Raw genomic sequence first — 15,804 nt, 5'->3', positions numbered from 1 at the left:
AATCACTGTTCGTCAGGGGCAGCCGGACGAGTCCTGCGCACGACGTTGCCCAGCACCGCATCAGACTGGAAACCGCGACGAGTAATCCCCAAAGCGTCACGCAACTCGTCAATCAACTCATTGAACGAGCGATCGACGCCGTCAGAGCGGATCCACATCGCCATCTCATCAAGCTGATCATCAGAGTAGGCCGCCAGTGGCAGGCCAGGGGCGATCGCCGGACGCGGACCACGCGCCGTCTCAGGCTGATTCGCAACGATGATCTCGAGCATGCCCGTAATCACCTCGTCAGCGCGCTCGCGGGCATCCATCTGATGATCCGACTTCGCAGGCTCCGTGACTACGTCATCCGTCTGTGCCCCAACGCCACCGGATTCAGCCGGTTCTTCCAGGACGATCTGTACCTCAGGCTCAAGAACTACCTGCTCGCTGGGAGCCAAGACCGGAGCGGGGGCCACAGCAGGACCCGCATCGCTAGATGCAACTTCAGGAGCGTTCAAGCCAACCAACGTATCCGGGCCAGAGGTATCCACGTCTACAACCATCGGGACCTCGACAACCTGTTGGTCAGGCACACCGTTGATTTCATCCACCGCATCCAAAACAAGCTGAACAATCGTGTTTGCTTCCTTTGCCGGGTCAATGAAAACGGCCATCGATAACGCCGTATGGACCTTCCAGCCCTGGGCTTCAAGCATCGCCGGCCACATACGGTCACGGACACGCAAGGACGGCTCCGCCACATACGCTTCATCATCAGTCAAAACCGCGACAAGCAGTCGACCGGGAACCTCCGGGTGGCCAATCGCAAGCGGAATACGCATTCCACCCGGGATACCCACGTTCGGGACTACCTCAAGCCCCATCGAATACAGGCGTTCTGCCAAGTCAATCAGCAGACGATCCGGTTCAGCTTCCAGAACCGGCCACCCTCCATTCCCCACACCGGACTGACCTTCGCCAATCTCAATCAGGTTGTAGAGCATCTGGGCGCCTTCAGCGGAAAGACGCGACGGATCGATATCGCCGGAGTGAATCGAAGAAATCAACGTCAGATCACCACGCACCGCACGCAAAACATCCGACATTGCCGACAGCCCGTTCTGGCTGGAGAAGACACCGAAATCATGGATCACACGCCCGTGCGGGGTCTTTGCAAAACCAACGGAAATGATGATCCGATCGCGACTAAAACCACGAGCGCCGCCAGGATCCACGACAGCGAACGGCTGAGCGGTTGCTTCGTCGAAGAAGGATGCCAGTCCGGGTTCCGAGGCTCGGACTTTCTCGATCGCGCGCTGAATGCGATTCGCGTGCGTAGTTGACAGGGCGATCACACCCAGCGAACGTTCCGGCTGAGACACGGCGTGCTCGATGACCTGTTCAACGACAGCATCGACTTCCGCGGTGGTTGATTCCACTGCGTGAGAACCCGGAGCGGGCATACCGGAGCTTTCGCACCAGAACGCCGTAATCGGAGCGGCTGCAGCCGTCCACGGGACCGGGACACCCGTATGGTCGATGCCATGGCGAGCAAGAAGCAATGCAACCTGGTCATTCAAACGCGTCGGTGCAACGTCCATTCGCGTCGTTGGTAGAACACTGGCCAGCACACGCGCCGCCCCACCTTCGTGAGCGCCAGACAAGTCTGCCAGTACAACAACTTGGCGAGCACGAGCAATAATCGGGATCAGTTCAACCAGTGGCAGATCATCAATATCGTCCAGGATCAGCAGGTCAACATGATGTCCGGCCTTGACGATCGCGGGAACCAACGTAGGAACCGTGAACACCACTGGCACCAGGTAACGGACCAGGGGAAGAGCGTTGTAGAAATCAAGCGCGCCAACGGGCGTGCCCGAAGCCAATAGAGCTTCCAGTTGTTCTTGCTGGTCCGGGCGTGTCGCCATCGCCTGTAAACGCAACCTGCGAAGCTGACCCAAAACCTGCGGAGCCAACGTATTCACCTGGGCAAGATCCAGGGCACGACCAGACTCAAGCGTGGCCTCAAGATGAGCGGGGTCGAAACCACCCAGTTGCGGATCGCTTGCCAGCATCAGGCCAAGAATTGATGCCCACCACGCCAGATCCAGTTCTGAATCCACCATCTCGTCATCAACGTGACGATCACGCAAGTCTTCAGCCAGCGACGCCAAACCTGCACCCTTGAGCTTCTTCAGCACTGTGACGCGACGTGGCAGTTCACGTGCACCTTCGGGATCAGTATCCAAGGACTCGAACAACGCCGCCAGATCAACGATCGTCATCTCTTCGAAGTTCTTATGACCCGTCGAGAACATCGGGCGCAGAGCCTTCAGATCATCCTGAATGCTTGTCGTCAATTCGATCGCTTCATTCATACGGTTCGGCAAAGTCGGCCAACCGTCGCCACCGGTATGGTCGCGCCACACATCGCGACGTTCCTGCACCTTGAGGAGTTCAGCGTGCAGGTCCGAAACATGCGTTCCAGGACGAACAAAGTCCTGGGCTCGTTTCAACAGACGCGTCCGTTCTGAACGCTTCATCGTGATGCCGTGGGCGGCACGCCACTGCTTCGACGCAGTCGCAATCACCATGTCAGCAGCCGAGTTCTCAAAGATCTGCGGAGTGAAAATATCAAGAACGTCGCGAACACCCTCAAACATATGCAGTTGAGCGAGCCACTGAGACAGCGTTGTCGCAGTTCGAATATCCGCTTCACCCGCAATCGTGCTGATACGAACACGAAGTTCAGGCAAGCTTTCCGTTGCCAAACGATGAACGCGCAACAAAACGTCAGGAACCTGCTCGTCCGACGAAATAACAACGCCCTTCCATGCGGTATGCGCCGTTGCGCGTGCAAAAAGACCCAAGTTCGAGGCCTCGTGCAGAAGCTCCCTAGCCTTCGCACCCTGATCCTGAGCAATATCTAACAGAACATCCTCGCGGAAACGAACGCGGGTAGAAGGGCTCGGATGCGCGCTTGTCAGGTCTGTCAGCACCTGAAGAGCCTCGTACGCACTTGCCCCAAATGCGCGGAACGGACGATGCAAGTACGTCGTGTACGACGACAAACGCGAACGCACATCGCGCAGCTTGGTACGTATCTCGTCCACTTCACCCATATCCGCAACCGGGGACGTATCGGTCATCACCTGATGGATGCGCGCACGGATTTCAGACCCGTCCGCGGTAGTGCCATCCAGACGGACCCCCGCTTCACTCAACCCCAAGGAACGCAGACGCTCTTCAGCCATCGTCGTACGCGACGGCGAACCCCCCAAGTGGATCACGCGCCTACCATAGGCCGCACTATCAGCAAGAATCGCGCCCACCAGCGCAGTGTCATCCGAACCGTGAGGCACATCCACAACGAAAGAACGACCCGAAGCAACAGCTTCAACAACATCCTGCTGCTGAGGCGTCAAATCGCCTGCGCCACGTTCTTTCCACGGATCGCGATCGGTTGGAACAGAATCCGGCAGTACGCGATGAGTGTTCTGGCGAGCTTCCTGATCGCCAGCCAGAGCACGCACAATATCCGAGCTCAAAATATGCTCAGCATTGTCATACTCGCGGTGCAGCTGAGAAGCCGGATGCTCGAACAGGCCGATAATGAGTTCGTCACGAAGCTCAAACTGGTCAAGATGACGACCCAACTCGCGGACCTTCGCCAGCGCCTTGGATGAAGAGAACCCGTGGATAGATGTCGCTTCATCAATCAACGCCTCAGCATCGACTGCGACTCCGCTCTTCAACAGAGCTGACGTGATCGTGTTGTCCAGCTTGTAGCCAGAAGCCAGACGAATCGTCACGTCATCAGGTTGGTCTTCAAGAAGAACAGGGCGAAGCAGGACAGCAGAGCTGGCCCATTCGCCAGCATTCATCCATCGGGCGTAGCCGATAGACATGTGAACAGTTCCCACACCGTGGCGTGCAGTGAGCTCACTTGAACGCGCCATGATTGCGCGCGCATGATCCAAGCCTCGTTTCAAGGCGGAAGGCTCACGGATGAGAAGGGACAGACGCGTCGGCTGGTCAGCGTAGAGCTTTGCAAGCCCACCTGGGTGCGGAGCGCCGATAGTCAGACGAGGAGCATCCGCACCATCAATGCGAGTCCGGCGAAGCAGGTCATCTTGCCACACAGTCAGTTGATCGCGAAGACGCTGGTGCGTGTTCGGCTGGGCTGACTCCTCTGTCGGCGCAACAGGAGTCTGTTGCTGCGACGAGGGCGTTCGTGAATGACGTGAGAAAAAACTAGAGGCCACGATTCCACGGTAGTGGAGTGGCCTCGGTTTTCAACGGAGGCGTTGCCGTGTAGGGGCAGATTCCCCTACGCGGCAACGCGTCTCACAATTGATGTCAGTAGTGAGTGACGACGGCAGTACCGGAATCAGCCCAGCTGAAGACGTAGTGTGCTTCAGCGACGGGCAGGTTCACACAACCGTGCGAACCACCAACGGAGCCTAGTCCAAACTGGCGAACCCACGGAGCACCGTGGATCGCGTAGGAACCGGTGAAGTAGGAAACCCACGGCACATCCTTCGCGCAGTAGGGCCACTCGGGGGTACAACCCATGTCCTGCTTCTCGTACTTCAGGTAGATGTGGTAGGTACCGGTGACGGTCTCATGACCGGGGGCGCCGTGGTTGACCGCAATGGGGTCGTGGACAACGGTCTGGCCTTCGTAGGCGGTCAGGCGGTTCGTGGTCAGGTTAATATCGATCCACTTTTCACCCTCATGCATGGCATATGGGTAGGCTTCGTAGCCCGCCATAACGGGGCGCGTTTCAGTGGGTGGCGGAACCTTGTCATAGTCGAAGCTACCCGAGTAGTCGGTCCCAGCATTCAGGGCAGCAACCACATCGGCGCCCACCTGAGCGGAGTTGTTGACGGCTTCGCCTTCCTTGCCGGGCATCGATTCGGCCAGGACATTACCGGCGCCATCAACGTTGTTGATTGCCGGGGTTGGGGCAACGTTCGTTGCTTCAGCAGTCTTATCAACCCATGCCTGGACAGCTTCAGGATCGATGGAAGGGGTTCCTTCTACGTCATCAACGCCGGGCAGAGCAACCCACGCTGCGCGGTCGACGGTTTCGGCAGTGTAGTCCTTAATACCGTCACTGATCGTCACCGAGTGAGCAACAAGAGCGGTGGCTGCGTCGGCAACCTTTTGAGCTTGCTTGTCAGACACAATCGGGTCCTGCGTGGACGGCGAAACGGAGATTGCCTGTGAGGACAGAGTCTGCAACGCCGTGGCCACAGCATCATTCAGCGGCTGGGCATCAATCGCGATACCAGGTACCCCGGGGGTCACAACGAACGCACCCTGATCATCGACTGAAACGGTCGCCGACTTGGGGGCCTCGCCGACGGACTTCACCAGGGAAGCCATATAGGCGTTGAAGGTTTTCTTATCAGTAGAGGAAACAAGGGGGTAGTCGCTACGCTTGAACAGCCCAACGAAGCGTTCCCAGACGGAATCCGAAGAAGCCAGAACTTGATCCGCTGACGCTTGCGCATCAACGGTGACGCCCAGATCTGCAAGCGATGCCTTTGACGGGGTACCGTCAACATCTATGTCAATTGAAACCTGGGAGGCCTGATCGTTGATCCATGCGACGAGCTCGTCACGATTCATCGCGTTGACACTGTGTCCGCCAACGGATGCGGTCGGAAGAGCTTTATCAGAGTAGTAGCTGGCGTACGCCGTTCCGGCGGCACCGACAACAACAACTAATACTCCAATGATCGCTGCGATCAGCCATTTCATTCGGGTCATGCGTCACTGCCTTTCATTCCGCTCATAATCGTAGTGGGCTGACGCTTGCTGAGGAAAGTCGTTGAGTTGTCAAACACTGTTAATGTCGCCTCAGTAGACATTTCTTTTTTCACAATCGTGCCACTCGGGTTAACCTGCCTGTCACCGCTAAGGTTGCGCCAATCGCTTCTGGCACACACTTTAAGTTCGTCACCCTCGAGGATCCGCTACAGTCCGACTACACCGAAGGCACGGTTGACTCGGTGACGCTGAATGACGCCGCAGTTGATTCCAAGTAGTACACCGCGACTGGAGGTCAGAAAGTCTCCGTCGACTTCAACCAAGCGCAGATCGCCACCGGCGAATAAGAGCACCGATGCACTCACCAACAATGGCGGGCACGAAGTACATCAGCGTGAACACCGCAAGGTCGCCCCAATCTCTGGGCGAGGTCAGGCCAAACGCCTCGGGAACTGAGACAACGAACGCAATAGTCGTCACGACGGCAAGGAGCACCGGGCGCCAGAATCGAAAACCCCAGCGATACGCGGACACCATCGCGCACACGTAGGCAACAAGCGGCAGGACAATAAACATTCCCGACAGCCCTTTTTCATCGTCAATCATCGTGCGCATGGCATCAACGTTGAACAGCAGGAATTGATATCCCACCTGCACGACGAATACGACGAGCAACAAAATCCATTCGGCGCGACGCATCACTGCACCTGCCAGATCAGGAAGCTCCACAACGCGATACCCGCATAGAAGAGCACGGGAACTCCCACGCCACTGGCAATCAGCGCCACGACTGCTTTCGGAGTGAAAGGTGCGGGCGCGTGCCGGTCAAAGCGAGTCGGTATCTGCTGTTCGGGCGACGGGGCGGTCGGCCCGAGGGGCTCGAGCTCTTCCATAGTCCAAGCGTACAGTCAGCACCTCGTTTACGGAAGAGGTGTCTCTGTATCGCTTGAAACGTCCGAAGTGAACACGTCAGACCTCACCCCACCCCTAACCCGCACCTCGTCGCGCGTCACCACCTACACCCAACGCGACACAACCACGCGTTCCAAGCCCAAACCGTCGCACCAGGCGCAGTCCGTGCCAGAAAACCCACCCAACCACAGCACCACCTACACCCAACGCGACACAACCACGCGTTCCAGGGCAAAAGTGTCGCGTCAGGTGCAGTCCGTGCCAGAGAACTGGCACCCATTTAAGAAGCGGAACAAAACCCAGGACGCTTCAAGCACGGCTCCGCGAGACCATCGAGACCGCGACCCGCGACCTCGACGACGCCTACGAGTTCTAATCGAGGGCAAAGAGTGTAGATAGGAACGTAGATCGGGGTTCTGAGCGGTTTTTTGGCTCAGAACCCCGATCACTTTTCGTTGATATTCCAACGTTTCTTGTGCCCCCGAGACGATTCGAACGTCCGACACCCGCTTTAGGAGAGCGGTGCTCTATCCCCTGAGCTACGAGGGCTTAGCCAGCCATATCCTGCGCACGAACGCGCCGGCAGTCTGAGCGCCTCCAACTCTACCAGCCTCGCCGACTTTCGCTCCACGCGCGAGCGCACAGCACCGGGCGCCAGTTGTACGTGTGGCCTCGTCAATCATCCGCTAGCGTGCAGTGCACACGCCCGCCCCTCATCTACGAGGTCGCGTACACCGCCACACCACTACCCCATCGCCGGCGCAGAACACCACCGCGCAAAACCTCGCCGAAACGCACTGGTGGGGTAAGGCCGAAGCCTCACCCCACCAGAAAACGAGTACTACGAATCAGAGGGCAGCCAAGCACTCGATAATCGCGCTAGCAACCTTCGGAGACGCGACGCTCATGGCGCGCAGAACATCCTCGTGTTCAGTTGGTATGTCGTCAAAACTGAGGTCGGAGACGACGGACAGACCACCAACCTCGACGCCCAGCTGATGGAGCGAGATCGCTTCAAGGATCGTGCTCATACCAACGATGTCCACACCATTGTTCGCGAGCATCCGCGATTCAGCTGCCGTCTGGAACTCCGGGCCGCGCAGCAGGCCGTACGTGCCCACGCGGTCGCTAATCGGAGCCAGGATACGCGTAATGCGTGGCGACCAGACCTGCCAGATGTCGGTAAACACCGGGCCCTCGAACGGGGAAACACCAGAGAAATTGAAGTGATCTTCAATCGTCATCACGTCGCCCACTGTCCAGTTACGCAGGCATCCGCCAGCATTCGTCAGAATCGCGACCGTGATGCCGGTCATCGCGCAGACGCGGACCAGCTGGCAGACCTGTGTCGGTGTATAGCCCTCGTACAGGTGGACGCGACCGGTAGCAACCAAAAGGTGCTTCTCACGACCACCGTGCACATTCACGCGCACGCTCAGCAGTTCAGCGCCGTGACCTTCAACCGCCGGAACCGGAACGCCGGGAAGGTCTGCCAAGGGCAGGCAAGCCTCGATTTTCCCGATTTCGTCCAGCGCATCACGCAGACCAGAGCCAAGAACGACAAGCGCGTCGTGGCGTTCAACGCCGGTGCGCGTTGCGATCAGCTGAGCACCCTCGCGCACCTCGTCCACTGCCAGCGGGTCACGCTGGAAGCAGTAGTCCAACGCTTCACTACGCACAGCATCCACAACGGCAACCGATAAATCAGGCACTGCGGTTTTCCTGAGCAGCGATCTTCTTCGTGGAAGCCAGCAGGTAAACAACGTAGCCGATGATCAGAGCAAGGATGACACCGATGTTGCCGTATGCCCACGGGCCTTCCTTACCACCGAGCATCCACAGCAGGTAGCCCTGCCAGTTGTTCCATGCGGCAGCCTCAGCGAACGAGTTGATCACGAAGCCCCAGCCGATCACGCAAGAGACGGCCATGATAACGATGGACACCCAGTTGATCGAACCGTAGATGCCGGAAGCATCGAACAGGGCCTTCTCGTCGTAGTCAGCCTTACGCAGGGTAATGTCGGCCATCATGATGCCTGCCCATGCGGCGAGCGGAACACCCAGGGTGATCAGGAAGGACTGGAACGGGCCGATAAAGTCCGGGGAGAAGAACACGACGAAGATCGTGCCGGCGGTCAGGATGATGCCGTCGATCAGCGAAGCCAGCGGACGAGGCACCGTGATGCCCAGCGTCAGCAGGGTCAGACCGGAGGAGTAAATACCGTTGATCGCACCTGACAGCAGGGACAGGATTGCGGTCAGCAGGAACGGAATGAGGAACCAGGTCGGTAGCAGGTTGGCCAGTGCACCAACCGGATCGCCACCGATGGCGTCGGACAGGTCAGCGTCAGAACCGGCAAGCATGAGGCCGAAGGTGATCAGGACGACCGGGCCGAGCGAGCCACCGAAGGTGTTCCAAAAAACGATGGACTTACCATCGGCGTCGCGGCTCTGGTAGCGCGCCCAGTCAGCAGCAATGTTGACCCAGCCAAGACCCATGCCGGTCATGACCATGGTGGCGGCACCGATCGTTGCAGCCAGTGAACCGGATTCGATTGCGCCGAGTGCGGACCAGTCGATGTGCGGGACGACCAGGATGATGTAGATGATCGTAGTGATACCGGTCAGCCAGGTGAGGACTGCTTGCATCTTCATGATGATGTGGTAGCCGGCAACTGCGCCGAGAACGATGAGCGCTGCGACGACAACGGCGGCAACGATTTTGACGGCGTTGCCGTCTTCGCTCGACCAGCCGAGGCGGACGAACACGGTGGAGGTCGCTAGGACGGCGGTGATGGCGAGGGAGGTTTCCCAGCCGATAGAGGTCAGCCACGAGAAGATACCGGGGATCTTCGCGCCGTTCACGCCGAAGGCGGAGCGGGACATGACCATGGTCGGTACGGAGCCACGCTTACCACCAAGGGCGATGACGCCACAGATGATGAAGGAGACAACGACACCAATGATGGTGACGATGACTGCCTGCGCGAAGGAAATTCCGAAGCCGAGAACCCAGGCGCCGTAGCTCATGCCGAACACGGAGATGTTCGATGCGAACCAGGGCAGGAACAGGTTATGGGGCTTAGCGGTACGTTCTTCGTCGCTGATGATTTCAATGCCGGCAGTTTCGATGCCGGACTGGGAAACGGAGCGGGTTGCGTCCGCTACCATTTCTGGCGTGCTCATAGACGTTCCTTGTCTGTGTAGATCAGTGCGAACCGCAGGATCGGTAGTTCGCACCGAATTAGACTAGACCATTCTTGACTATGAGTGACGCTCCCTCGGCCACACGCCAGAAAACCGGGGGCACTTTTCACACATTGGTGCGCTCTTTGGGGTACGAGGCCACTCACACCACCAGATCTCTCAGCATACTTCGGGGCGGATCATGAGTTTCTAACGGCCTCTACGAGCCTCCCTGGGGCATCCAGAACAGAAAACCTTGTAGCAACACAATGGTGTCTGGGCGGGGACCCGCCCAGACACCATCCATCAAGACAACGCGCTCTTCGCGCGAGCCATCGGCTGAGTCACGCGTCAGCGACGCTCCCACGTCGGAGCCTTCGCTGATTCAGCCTTGCCCAGGTGATCAGACGGAACAATCATCACGGGGCATGTTGAGTGACTGAGTACCGTCTGCGCGGTCGAGCCGAGCAAGACACCTGCCAAGCCACCGCGGCCTCGTGTACCGACAACGACCAGATCAACCGCTGTCGAGAACTCAATCAACAGCGAAGCGGGCGACCCGTCCAGCGCATGACGCGCAACCTCCATGTCGCGACCGTCAAGTGCCTGGTCAATGGCGGCACCTATTGCGGTGCGGACATCTTTCAACAGGTTGGAGTGATCCAAACCGGTCGGCGCCCACGTCATCATGGACGTGCCCGAAGCAATCGGAACAGCCGAAACAGCGGTCAGTCGAGCACCCCATGTGGATGCTTCATCAATCGCGCGACGCAAAGCCGACGAGGGAACCTCGGTACCATCCACACCGACAACGACACGTTCGATCGGCATGAAGCACTTGCCGGACGTATGGCGAGGAACGATGACAACCGGACACTTCGCGTGTGCCGGCAACGCGGACGAGACCGTGCCGAGAAGACGATCAGCAAAGGAACCGCCTCCACGCGAGCCGACAACAACTAAATCAACTTCGCGTGACATTTCAACCAGAACGCCCGCCGGGTCACCCGGCTCAATAGATGAAGTGACCTTTCCTAGGCCACGCTCTTTCGCCGCTGCGACCGCTTCTTCAACGACCTGCTGGGCGCCACGCTTCAGAGCTTCATCGTCAAGAACCGCGTAGCCACCATCCAACGCCGCCGCTGAATAGGACGCCAATGCGTAGGTGCAGAGAACGTGGACACGCCCGCCCGTGCGTAGTGCGCGGTCAGTGGCCCATTTGACGGCCGCGATGGACTCCGTTGAACCATCAACGCCGACCAAGATGACTTCGGTGGATGCCATAATGCCCCCTCGTGACTTACATCACCTACCATTGTGCACCACATCGCGATTTTCCGAAACCGAAAATAGAACTTTTACCTGTTCAAGAGGGTTTTAGACAAAAAACTAGAGCAAAAGAACCGAAGTTCTTTCGCTCTAGTTGAAGTATGCGCCCTTAACGAACGTTGAGCTCAGTAACGAACGAACATGCCACCTGCACGAACGGGCGAAACCTTAGAGAGAGAACCCGGGACGGTGGCTTCCACCATCTGGCCGTTACCAATGTAGATGGCAACGTGACCCGAATAAGCAACCAGGTCGCCAGGCTGAGCTTCGCCGGCCGAAACCTGGATACCACCGGCAGCCTGCGCGCCGGAGGAGTGCGGAAGGCCGATGCCCGCAGCGGCGTATGCCAGCATGGTCAGACCCGAGCAGTCAACACCAGCGTAGGAAGCGCCACCGTAGACGTAGGGAATACCGGTCAGAGCAAGAGCAGCGGCCACAATAGAAGATCCGGCAGCGTTGTACGCAGCAGCGGTTGCAGCGGTTGAAAGGCTGAGGTCTTCACGAGCCTCGGAACGATCCGCGGCGACAGTTTCTTCAGCGACCGGAGTAGCGGCAGCAGGAGCTTCTGCGGTCGCGGTCGGAGCTTCTGCTTTCCATTCAATATCCGCAACGGAAACGGTGACACCAGTTGCTTGAGGAGCAGTGGTCGTGGTGGGAGTAGCTTCTTGATCGCCACTAGGAGCAGAAACGGTGACAGCGTTTGCGGCGCCACCAACAACTGCAGTCAGAGCAAGACCGGTCACGGATGCAACTGCCGCCGGACGGATCGGGCTGAGCGACGTGATCGTGTCGGCCAGTTCCACGATCGGCACCATTGGGCGACGTGCCTTGCGGTGACGTGGCGCAGGTTTGAGGTTCGTCAAAAGTGTTCTCCTTTTGCACCTTCGAGGTCAGCTGTCGGATTCGAGCAGGAGAGCCCGGCTTGGTTTCCCAAGCTTCACCCCAAGGCCACAAGGGCCGAATTGGTTCCCCCGAGTTGGATCAAATGAACCGGACCCTTCACGATCCAACTTCGGTAAATGAAGGACGGCTGGCCTATCGACCGTTATGAACTCTATACCTTTGGCCGCCAAATGTCACGCAAAGGTAACGAAGTGGAGTCAAATCACATTTCGACTACTAGATGTGGTGCCAGCGCCAGAGGAATTCGGAAGCTGGAATCACTGTCAGAGGCATCCTGATCGGCGCGCGCAATCCGCACATGATCACCTTCTCCGCGCAGGATAATGCTGACTCCAGGACCAATCTTTGCCGCGGCAAAATCAGCGATGATGTCATGTTCAGCCTGGATAGGTTCACCGATACGAACGAGTCTCACAATTTGGTCGTCGTGGGCACGCACCACAAGTTCCGCAGACTGCCCACTGACCTCGACGCCCATTCCAGGAATCGGGTTACCGTAAGGATCCGTTGTCGGATCCTTCAAGAGCTCAAGCAGACGACCTTCGACCTTGTCGGACATGACGTGTTCCCAACGGCATGCTTCATCGTGGGCACACGCCCAATCCAAACCGATGACATCGACCAGGAGTCGTTCAGCCAAGCGATGCTTACGAACGACCTCTACAGCCCGCTTACGGCCTTCTTCAGTCAGCTCCAATCGACGATCACCCAGAACGTGCAGAAGCCCGTCGCGTTCCATGCGAGCAACGGTCTGCGAAACAGTCGGACCTGAGTGATCAAGTCGTTCAACGATGCGTGCACGCAGGGGCGTCACCCCATCCTCTTCCATTTCAAAAATGGTCTTGAGGTACATCTCGGTGGTGTCGATGAGGTCACCCACGGCGGTTCCTTTCCTACGATGAACCCCTGCACGATTCGTGCATCGTTCAAAGGTTTTCAGGTACTTAAGAGAATATGAGTTATCGAGTACTTTTACCTGACGATTGTCATTTCCGTTGATATCGCGCCAAACGGTGGACAGGCATACGCGGTGAGCACCCAAGGTATTTAGCACCATGTGTGTCATGGAATATGTTCTGCGAGCGCATCTAATGCGACTAAGTTTGAGCCTATGGAGACATTCCCCCCGATTCCTGTTTCTATCCTTCCTGCTGACGGCCGCTTTGGTTCCGGCCCGTCGCGTGTGCGCCCGGAGCAGATTGATGCGTTGAAGACGCCTAGGTTGATGGGGACCTCGCACCGCAAGTCCCCGGTGAAGAATGTTGTCCATTCAATCCGCGAGGGATTGACGACCTTGTTCAATCTTCCCGATGGCTATGAAGTCGCCCTTGGTAACGGTGGCGCCTCAGCGTTTTGGGACGTGGCGGCGGCCTCGCTCATTCGCAAGCAGGCCGCGTTCGCAACCTTCGGGGAGTTCGGCGCAAAATTCGCCAAAGAGGTGGACAAGGCCCCGCATCTCGCCGACGCGCTTCGCGTTGAAGGTCAGCTGGGCACCGTTGTCACGCTCACGGGGAACGAGGCCGGGACCGCTGGGGAAGAACCCGATGCTTTTGCTTACCCGCACCACGAGACCTCGACGGGCACGATCAGCCGGGTGAACCGTATCGGTGGTGAAGACGCATTGACGCTGGTGGATGCGACCTCGATCGCCGGCGCTGCGCACGTTGATATTGCCAACACAGACGCCTATTACTTCTCTCCCCAAAAGGCTTTCGCCTCTGACGGTGGCCTGTGGGCGGCGATCCTCTCCCCTGCAGCCGTCGAACGCGCACAAGAATTGCATGGGGCGACCGACCGTTGGATGCCGACCTTCTTCGACCTTTCGGTGGCGATTTCTCACTCGCGTAAAGATCAGACGCTGAATACGCCGGCTGTGGCGACGCTGATCATGATGGATCAACAAATCCAGTGGATGAATGCCGGTGGTGGCTTAAAAACGATGGAAGCGCGCTCTCGCGCCGCTTCCGACCTGATTTACGCCTGGGCCGACGCCTCGTCAGTCGCTCACCCCTTCGTTGAGAATAAGGACTGGCGCTCCCCCGTTGTCGTCACCGTTGAATTCGACGACGTGGTCGATGTGAAGGTCCTGTCTGACGGCCTGAGAGCATCGGGCATCGTCGACATCGATGCCTACCGCGGGGTTGGTCGCAACCAGCTCCGCATCGCGACATGGCCCTCGACTCCAACTTCGGACGTCGAGGCACTTCTGGAGTCGATCGATTGGGCGCTCGAACGAGCACTGTGACCCCAAAGGTCAGCCCAGGCCTCGTCGATCGCGATAATCCACCGCAGAGAACGTGGACGCAAGCGGGAACATGACGAGGTCCTACTAGGCGCAACCTGCACGACGCTCAGCGCGCAGGCGCTTGACACACTACTTTCCGGTCGCGTTCCGTTCAGCTTCAGCGAGCAGAGTAGCTAGGTATGCGCGCTCCGCGGGGCCCTCGACCTCGATCGGGTGCGTCGAAACATGGAACTTGACCCGGTAATTCCAATGAATCAGACCCCACACGCCCGCGATAACTCCGATCGCTAGGGAAGCTCCACCGCCGACAAGAATCGACCAACGGGCACCAAACTGCTCACCCACCCAACCGATGAAGGGTGAGCCGATCGGCGTCGCACCCATGAAAATCATCGAATAGAGAGCCATCACGCGACCGCGAACACTCTCTTCCGTGGTGATCTGAATAGTCGCATTCGCTGCCGTCACCATGGTCAACATTGCAAGGCCCGTCGGGATTGCAAGAACCGCGAACGACTCATACGTCGGAGCCAAAGCCAACACAATTTCAAGCAGACCGTAAATCGCCGCGCCCGACACGATCAGACGCAGTCGAGGCTGAGCGCGACGCGCAGCAAGAAGTGAACCGGTCAAAGCTCCCACTGCCATAAACGAACCCAGAATGCCGTACTCGCCCGCAGCCTTGCCGTAGACCTCAGTCGCCATCAGGGCACTGGTCAGCTGGAAGTTCATGCCCAAACCTGACACGACCGCTACAATCACCAGGATCAGCACAATGTCGGGACGATTCTTCACATAGGAAACGCCCTCGCGAATCTGGCCGGGCGAACGCTTCACAACCTTGCGGGGAACCAAATCTGCAGAACGCATCAACGCAAGCGTCAAAACTGGAGCAAAGAACGCAACAGCGGTCACGATCATCACCCAGCCAGTACCGATCGCATCAATCAACAAACCGGAAACAGCCGGGCCAAGCAGACGCGCAGCATTAAAGGCCGTCGAGTTCAAACCGACAGCGTTCGACAAAGACTGAGCCGGAACCAGTTCAGACACAAATGCCTGGCGCGCAGGTGAATCAATCGCGCCAGCAACGCCACCCAACAACGCCAACACATACACATGCCAAAGCTGGGCTGTATTCGTCAGAATCAGCACGCCCAAGATCAAGCCCAGGAGCGCGTTCGCCAACTGCATCGCCTGTAGCAGAGCGCGACGATTCAGACGATCAGCAAGCAAACCAGCCCACGGTGACAACAACAGAATCGGCAGGAACTGCAAAGCGGTGACAACACCCACTTGCGTGCCAGAGTTCTTCGTCAGAACGGTCAGAACCAGCCAGTCTTGCGCAACCCTCTGCATCCACATGCCCGTCGAGGCAATAATGTTTCCGAAGAACCACAATCGGAAGTTGAAGTAACGCAACGAATGGAAAGTACGTGACACGCGCGGATGCGCCTCCCTAGTTTTTC

Annotated in this window: 11 protein-coding genes, 1 tRNA gene and 1 riboswitch; of the genes, 1 reads left to right on the top strand and 11 read right to left on the bottom strand. The window is 58.0% G+C overall.

All coding sequences use genetic code 11. The features are described from left to right. Positions 1-2: 2 nt before the first annotated feature. From QP503_RS03110 to QP503_RS03065, 10 genes are all read right to left on the bottom strand, one after another. Entirely contained in the window at positions 3-4,247 is a 4,245-nt protein-coding gene (locus QP503_RS03110) for a PDDEXK-like endonuclease domain-containing protein (RefSeq protein WP_103632093.1), read from the bottom strand. A gap of 94 nt (positions 4,248-4,341) precedes the next feature. Beyond that, on the bottom strand, positions 4,342-5,760 hold the full coding sequence (locus tag QP503_RS03105) for a L,D-transpeptidase family protein (protein ID WP_285101231.1): 1,419 nt from the start codon (positions 5,758-5,760) through the stop codon (positions 4,342-4,344). Positions 5,761-6,075: 315 nt separating this feature from the next. Further along, a complete protein-coding gene (locus tag QP503_RS03100; protein WP_285101229.1) occupies positions 6,076-6,489 on the bottom strand; it encodes a hypothetical protein in 414 nt (137 codons plus the stop codon). After that, positions 6,459-6,653: a hypothetical protein gene (locus tag QP503_RS03095; protein ID WP_285101227.1), complete on the bottom strand. Its 195-nt coding sequence runs from the start codon at positions 6,651-6,653 to the stop codon at positions 6,459-6,461. Before QP503_RS03095 ends, QP503_RS03100 begins: the two co-directional genes overlap by 31 nt. A 495-nt stretch (positions 6,654-7,148) precedes the next feature. After that, positions 7,149-7,221: transfer RNA gene (locus QP503_RS03090), tRNA-Arg, on the bottom strand. Positions 7,222-7,520: 299 nt separating this feature from the next. After that, on the bottom strand, positions 7,521-8,384 hold the full coding sequence (locus QP503_RS03085) for a purine-nucleoside phosphorylase (RefSeq protein WP_285101225.1): 864 nt from the start codon (positions 8,382-8,384) through the stop codon (positions 7,521-7,523). Next, a complete protein-coding gene (locus QP503_RS03080) occupies positions 8,377-9,858 on the bottom strand; it encodes a purine-cytosine permease family protein (protein ID WP_502929448.1) in 1,482 nt (493 codons plus the stop codon). The genes QP503_RS03085 and QP503_RS03080 overlap by 8 nt, the downstream gene beginning before the upstream one ends. Positions 9,859-10,209: 351 nt before the next feature. Then, on the bottom strand, positions 10,210-11,142 hold the full coding sequence (locus tag QP503_RS03075) for a universal stress protein (RefSeq protein ID WP_179370177.1): 933 nt from the start codon (positions 11,140-11,142) through the stop codon (positions 10,210-10,212). A gap of 170 nt (positions 11,143-11,312) precedes the next feature. Continuing rightward, positions 11,313-12,050 (bottom strand): C40 family peptidase, encoded by a 738-nt coding sequence (locus tag QP503_RS03070; RefSeq protein ID WP_179370176.1) that lies wholly within the window; start codon positions 12,048-12,050, stop codon positions 11,313-11,315. A 2-nt stretch (positions 12,051-12,052) separates the two neighbouring features. Continuing rightward, positions 12,053-12,215, bottom strand: a riboswitch (cyclic di-AMP (ydaO/yuaA leader). A 77-nt stretch (positions 12,216-12,292) separates the two neighbouring features. After that, positions 12,293-12,970, bottom strand: coding sequence for a metal-dependent transcriptional regulator (locus QP503_RS03065; protein WP_179370175.1), 678 nt, complete (start codon positions 12,968-12,970; stop codon positions 12,293-12,295). Positions 12,971-13,201: 231 nt separating this feature from the next. Between QP503_RS03065 and serC the strand changes: the two genes are divergently transcribed. Beyond that, entirely contained in the window at positions 13,202-14,335 is a 1,134-nt protein-coding gene (serC, locus tag QP503_RS03060) for a phosphoserine transaminase (protein ID WP_179370174.1), read from the top strand. A gap of 129 nt (positions 14,336-14,464) precedes the next feature. Here the strand turns inward: serC and QP503_RS03055 are convergent, their stop codons facing one another. After that, entirely contained in the window at positions 14,465-15,778 is a 1,314-nt protein-coding gene (locus tag QP503_RS03055) for an MFS transporter (protein ID WP_179370173.1), read from the bottom strand. Between the last annotated feature and the right edge of the window lie 26 nt (positions 15,779-15,804).

The organism is Pauljensenia sp. UMB0895 (assembly GCF_030218905.1).
Lineage (GTDB): Bacteria > Actinomycetota > Actinomycetes > Actinomycetales > Actinomycetaceae > Pauljensenia > Pauljensenia turicensis_A.
Note: the sequence above shows the minus strand (reverse complement) of the source record. Positions and strands in the feature narration are given on the sequence as shown.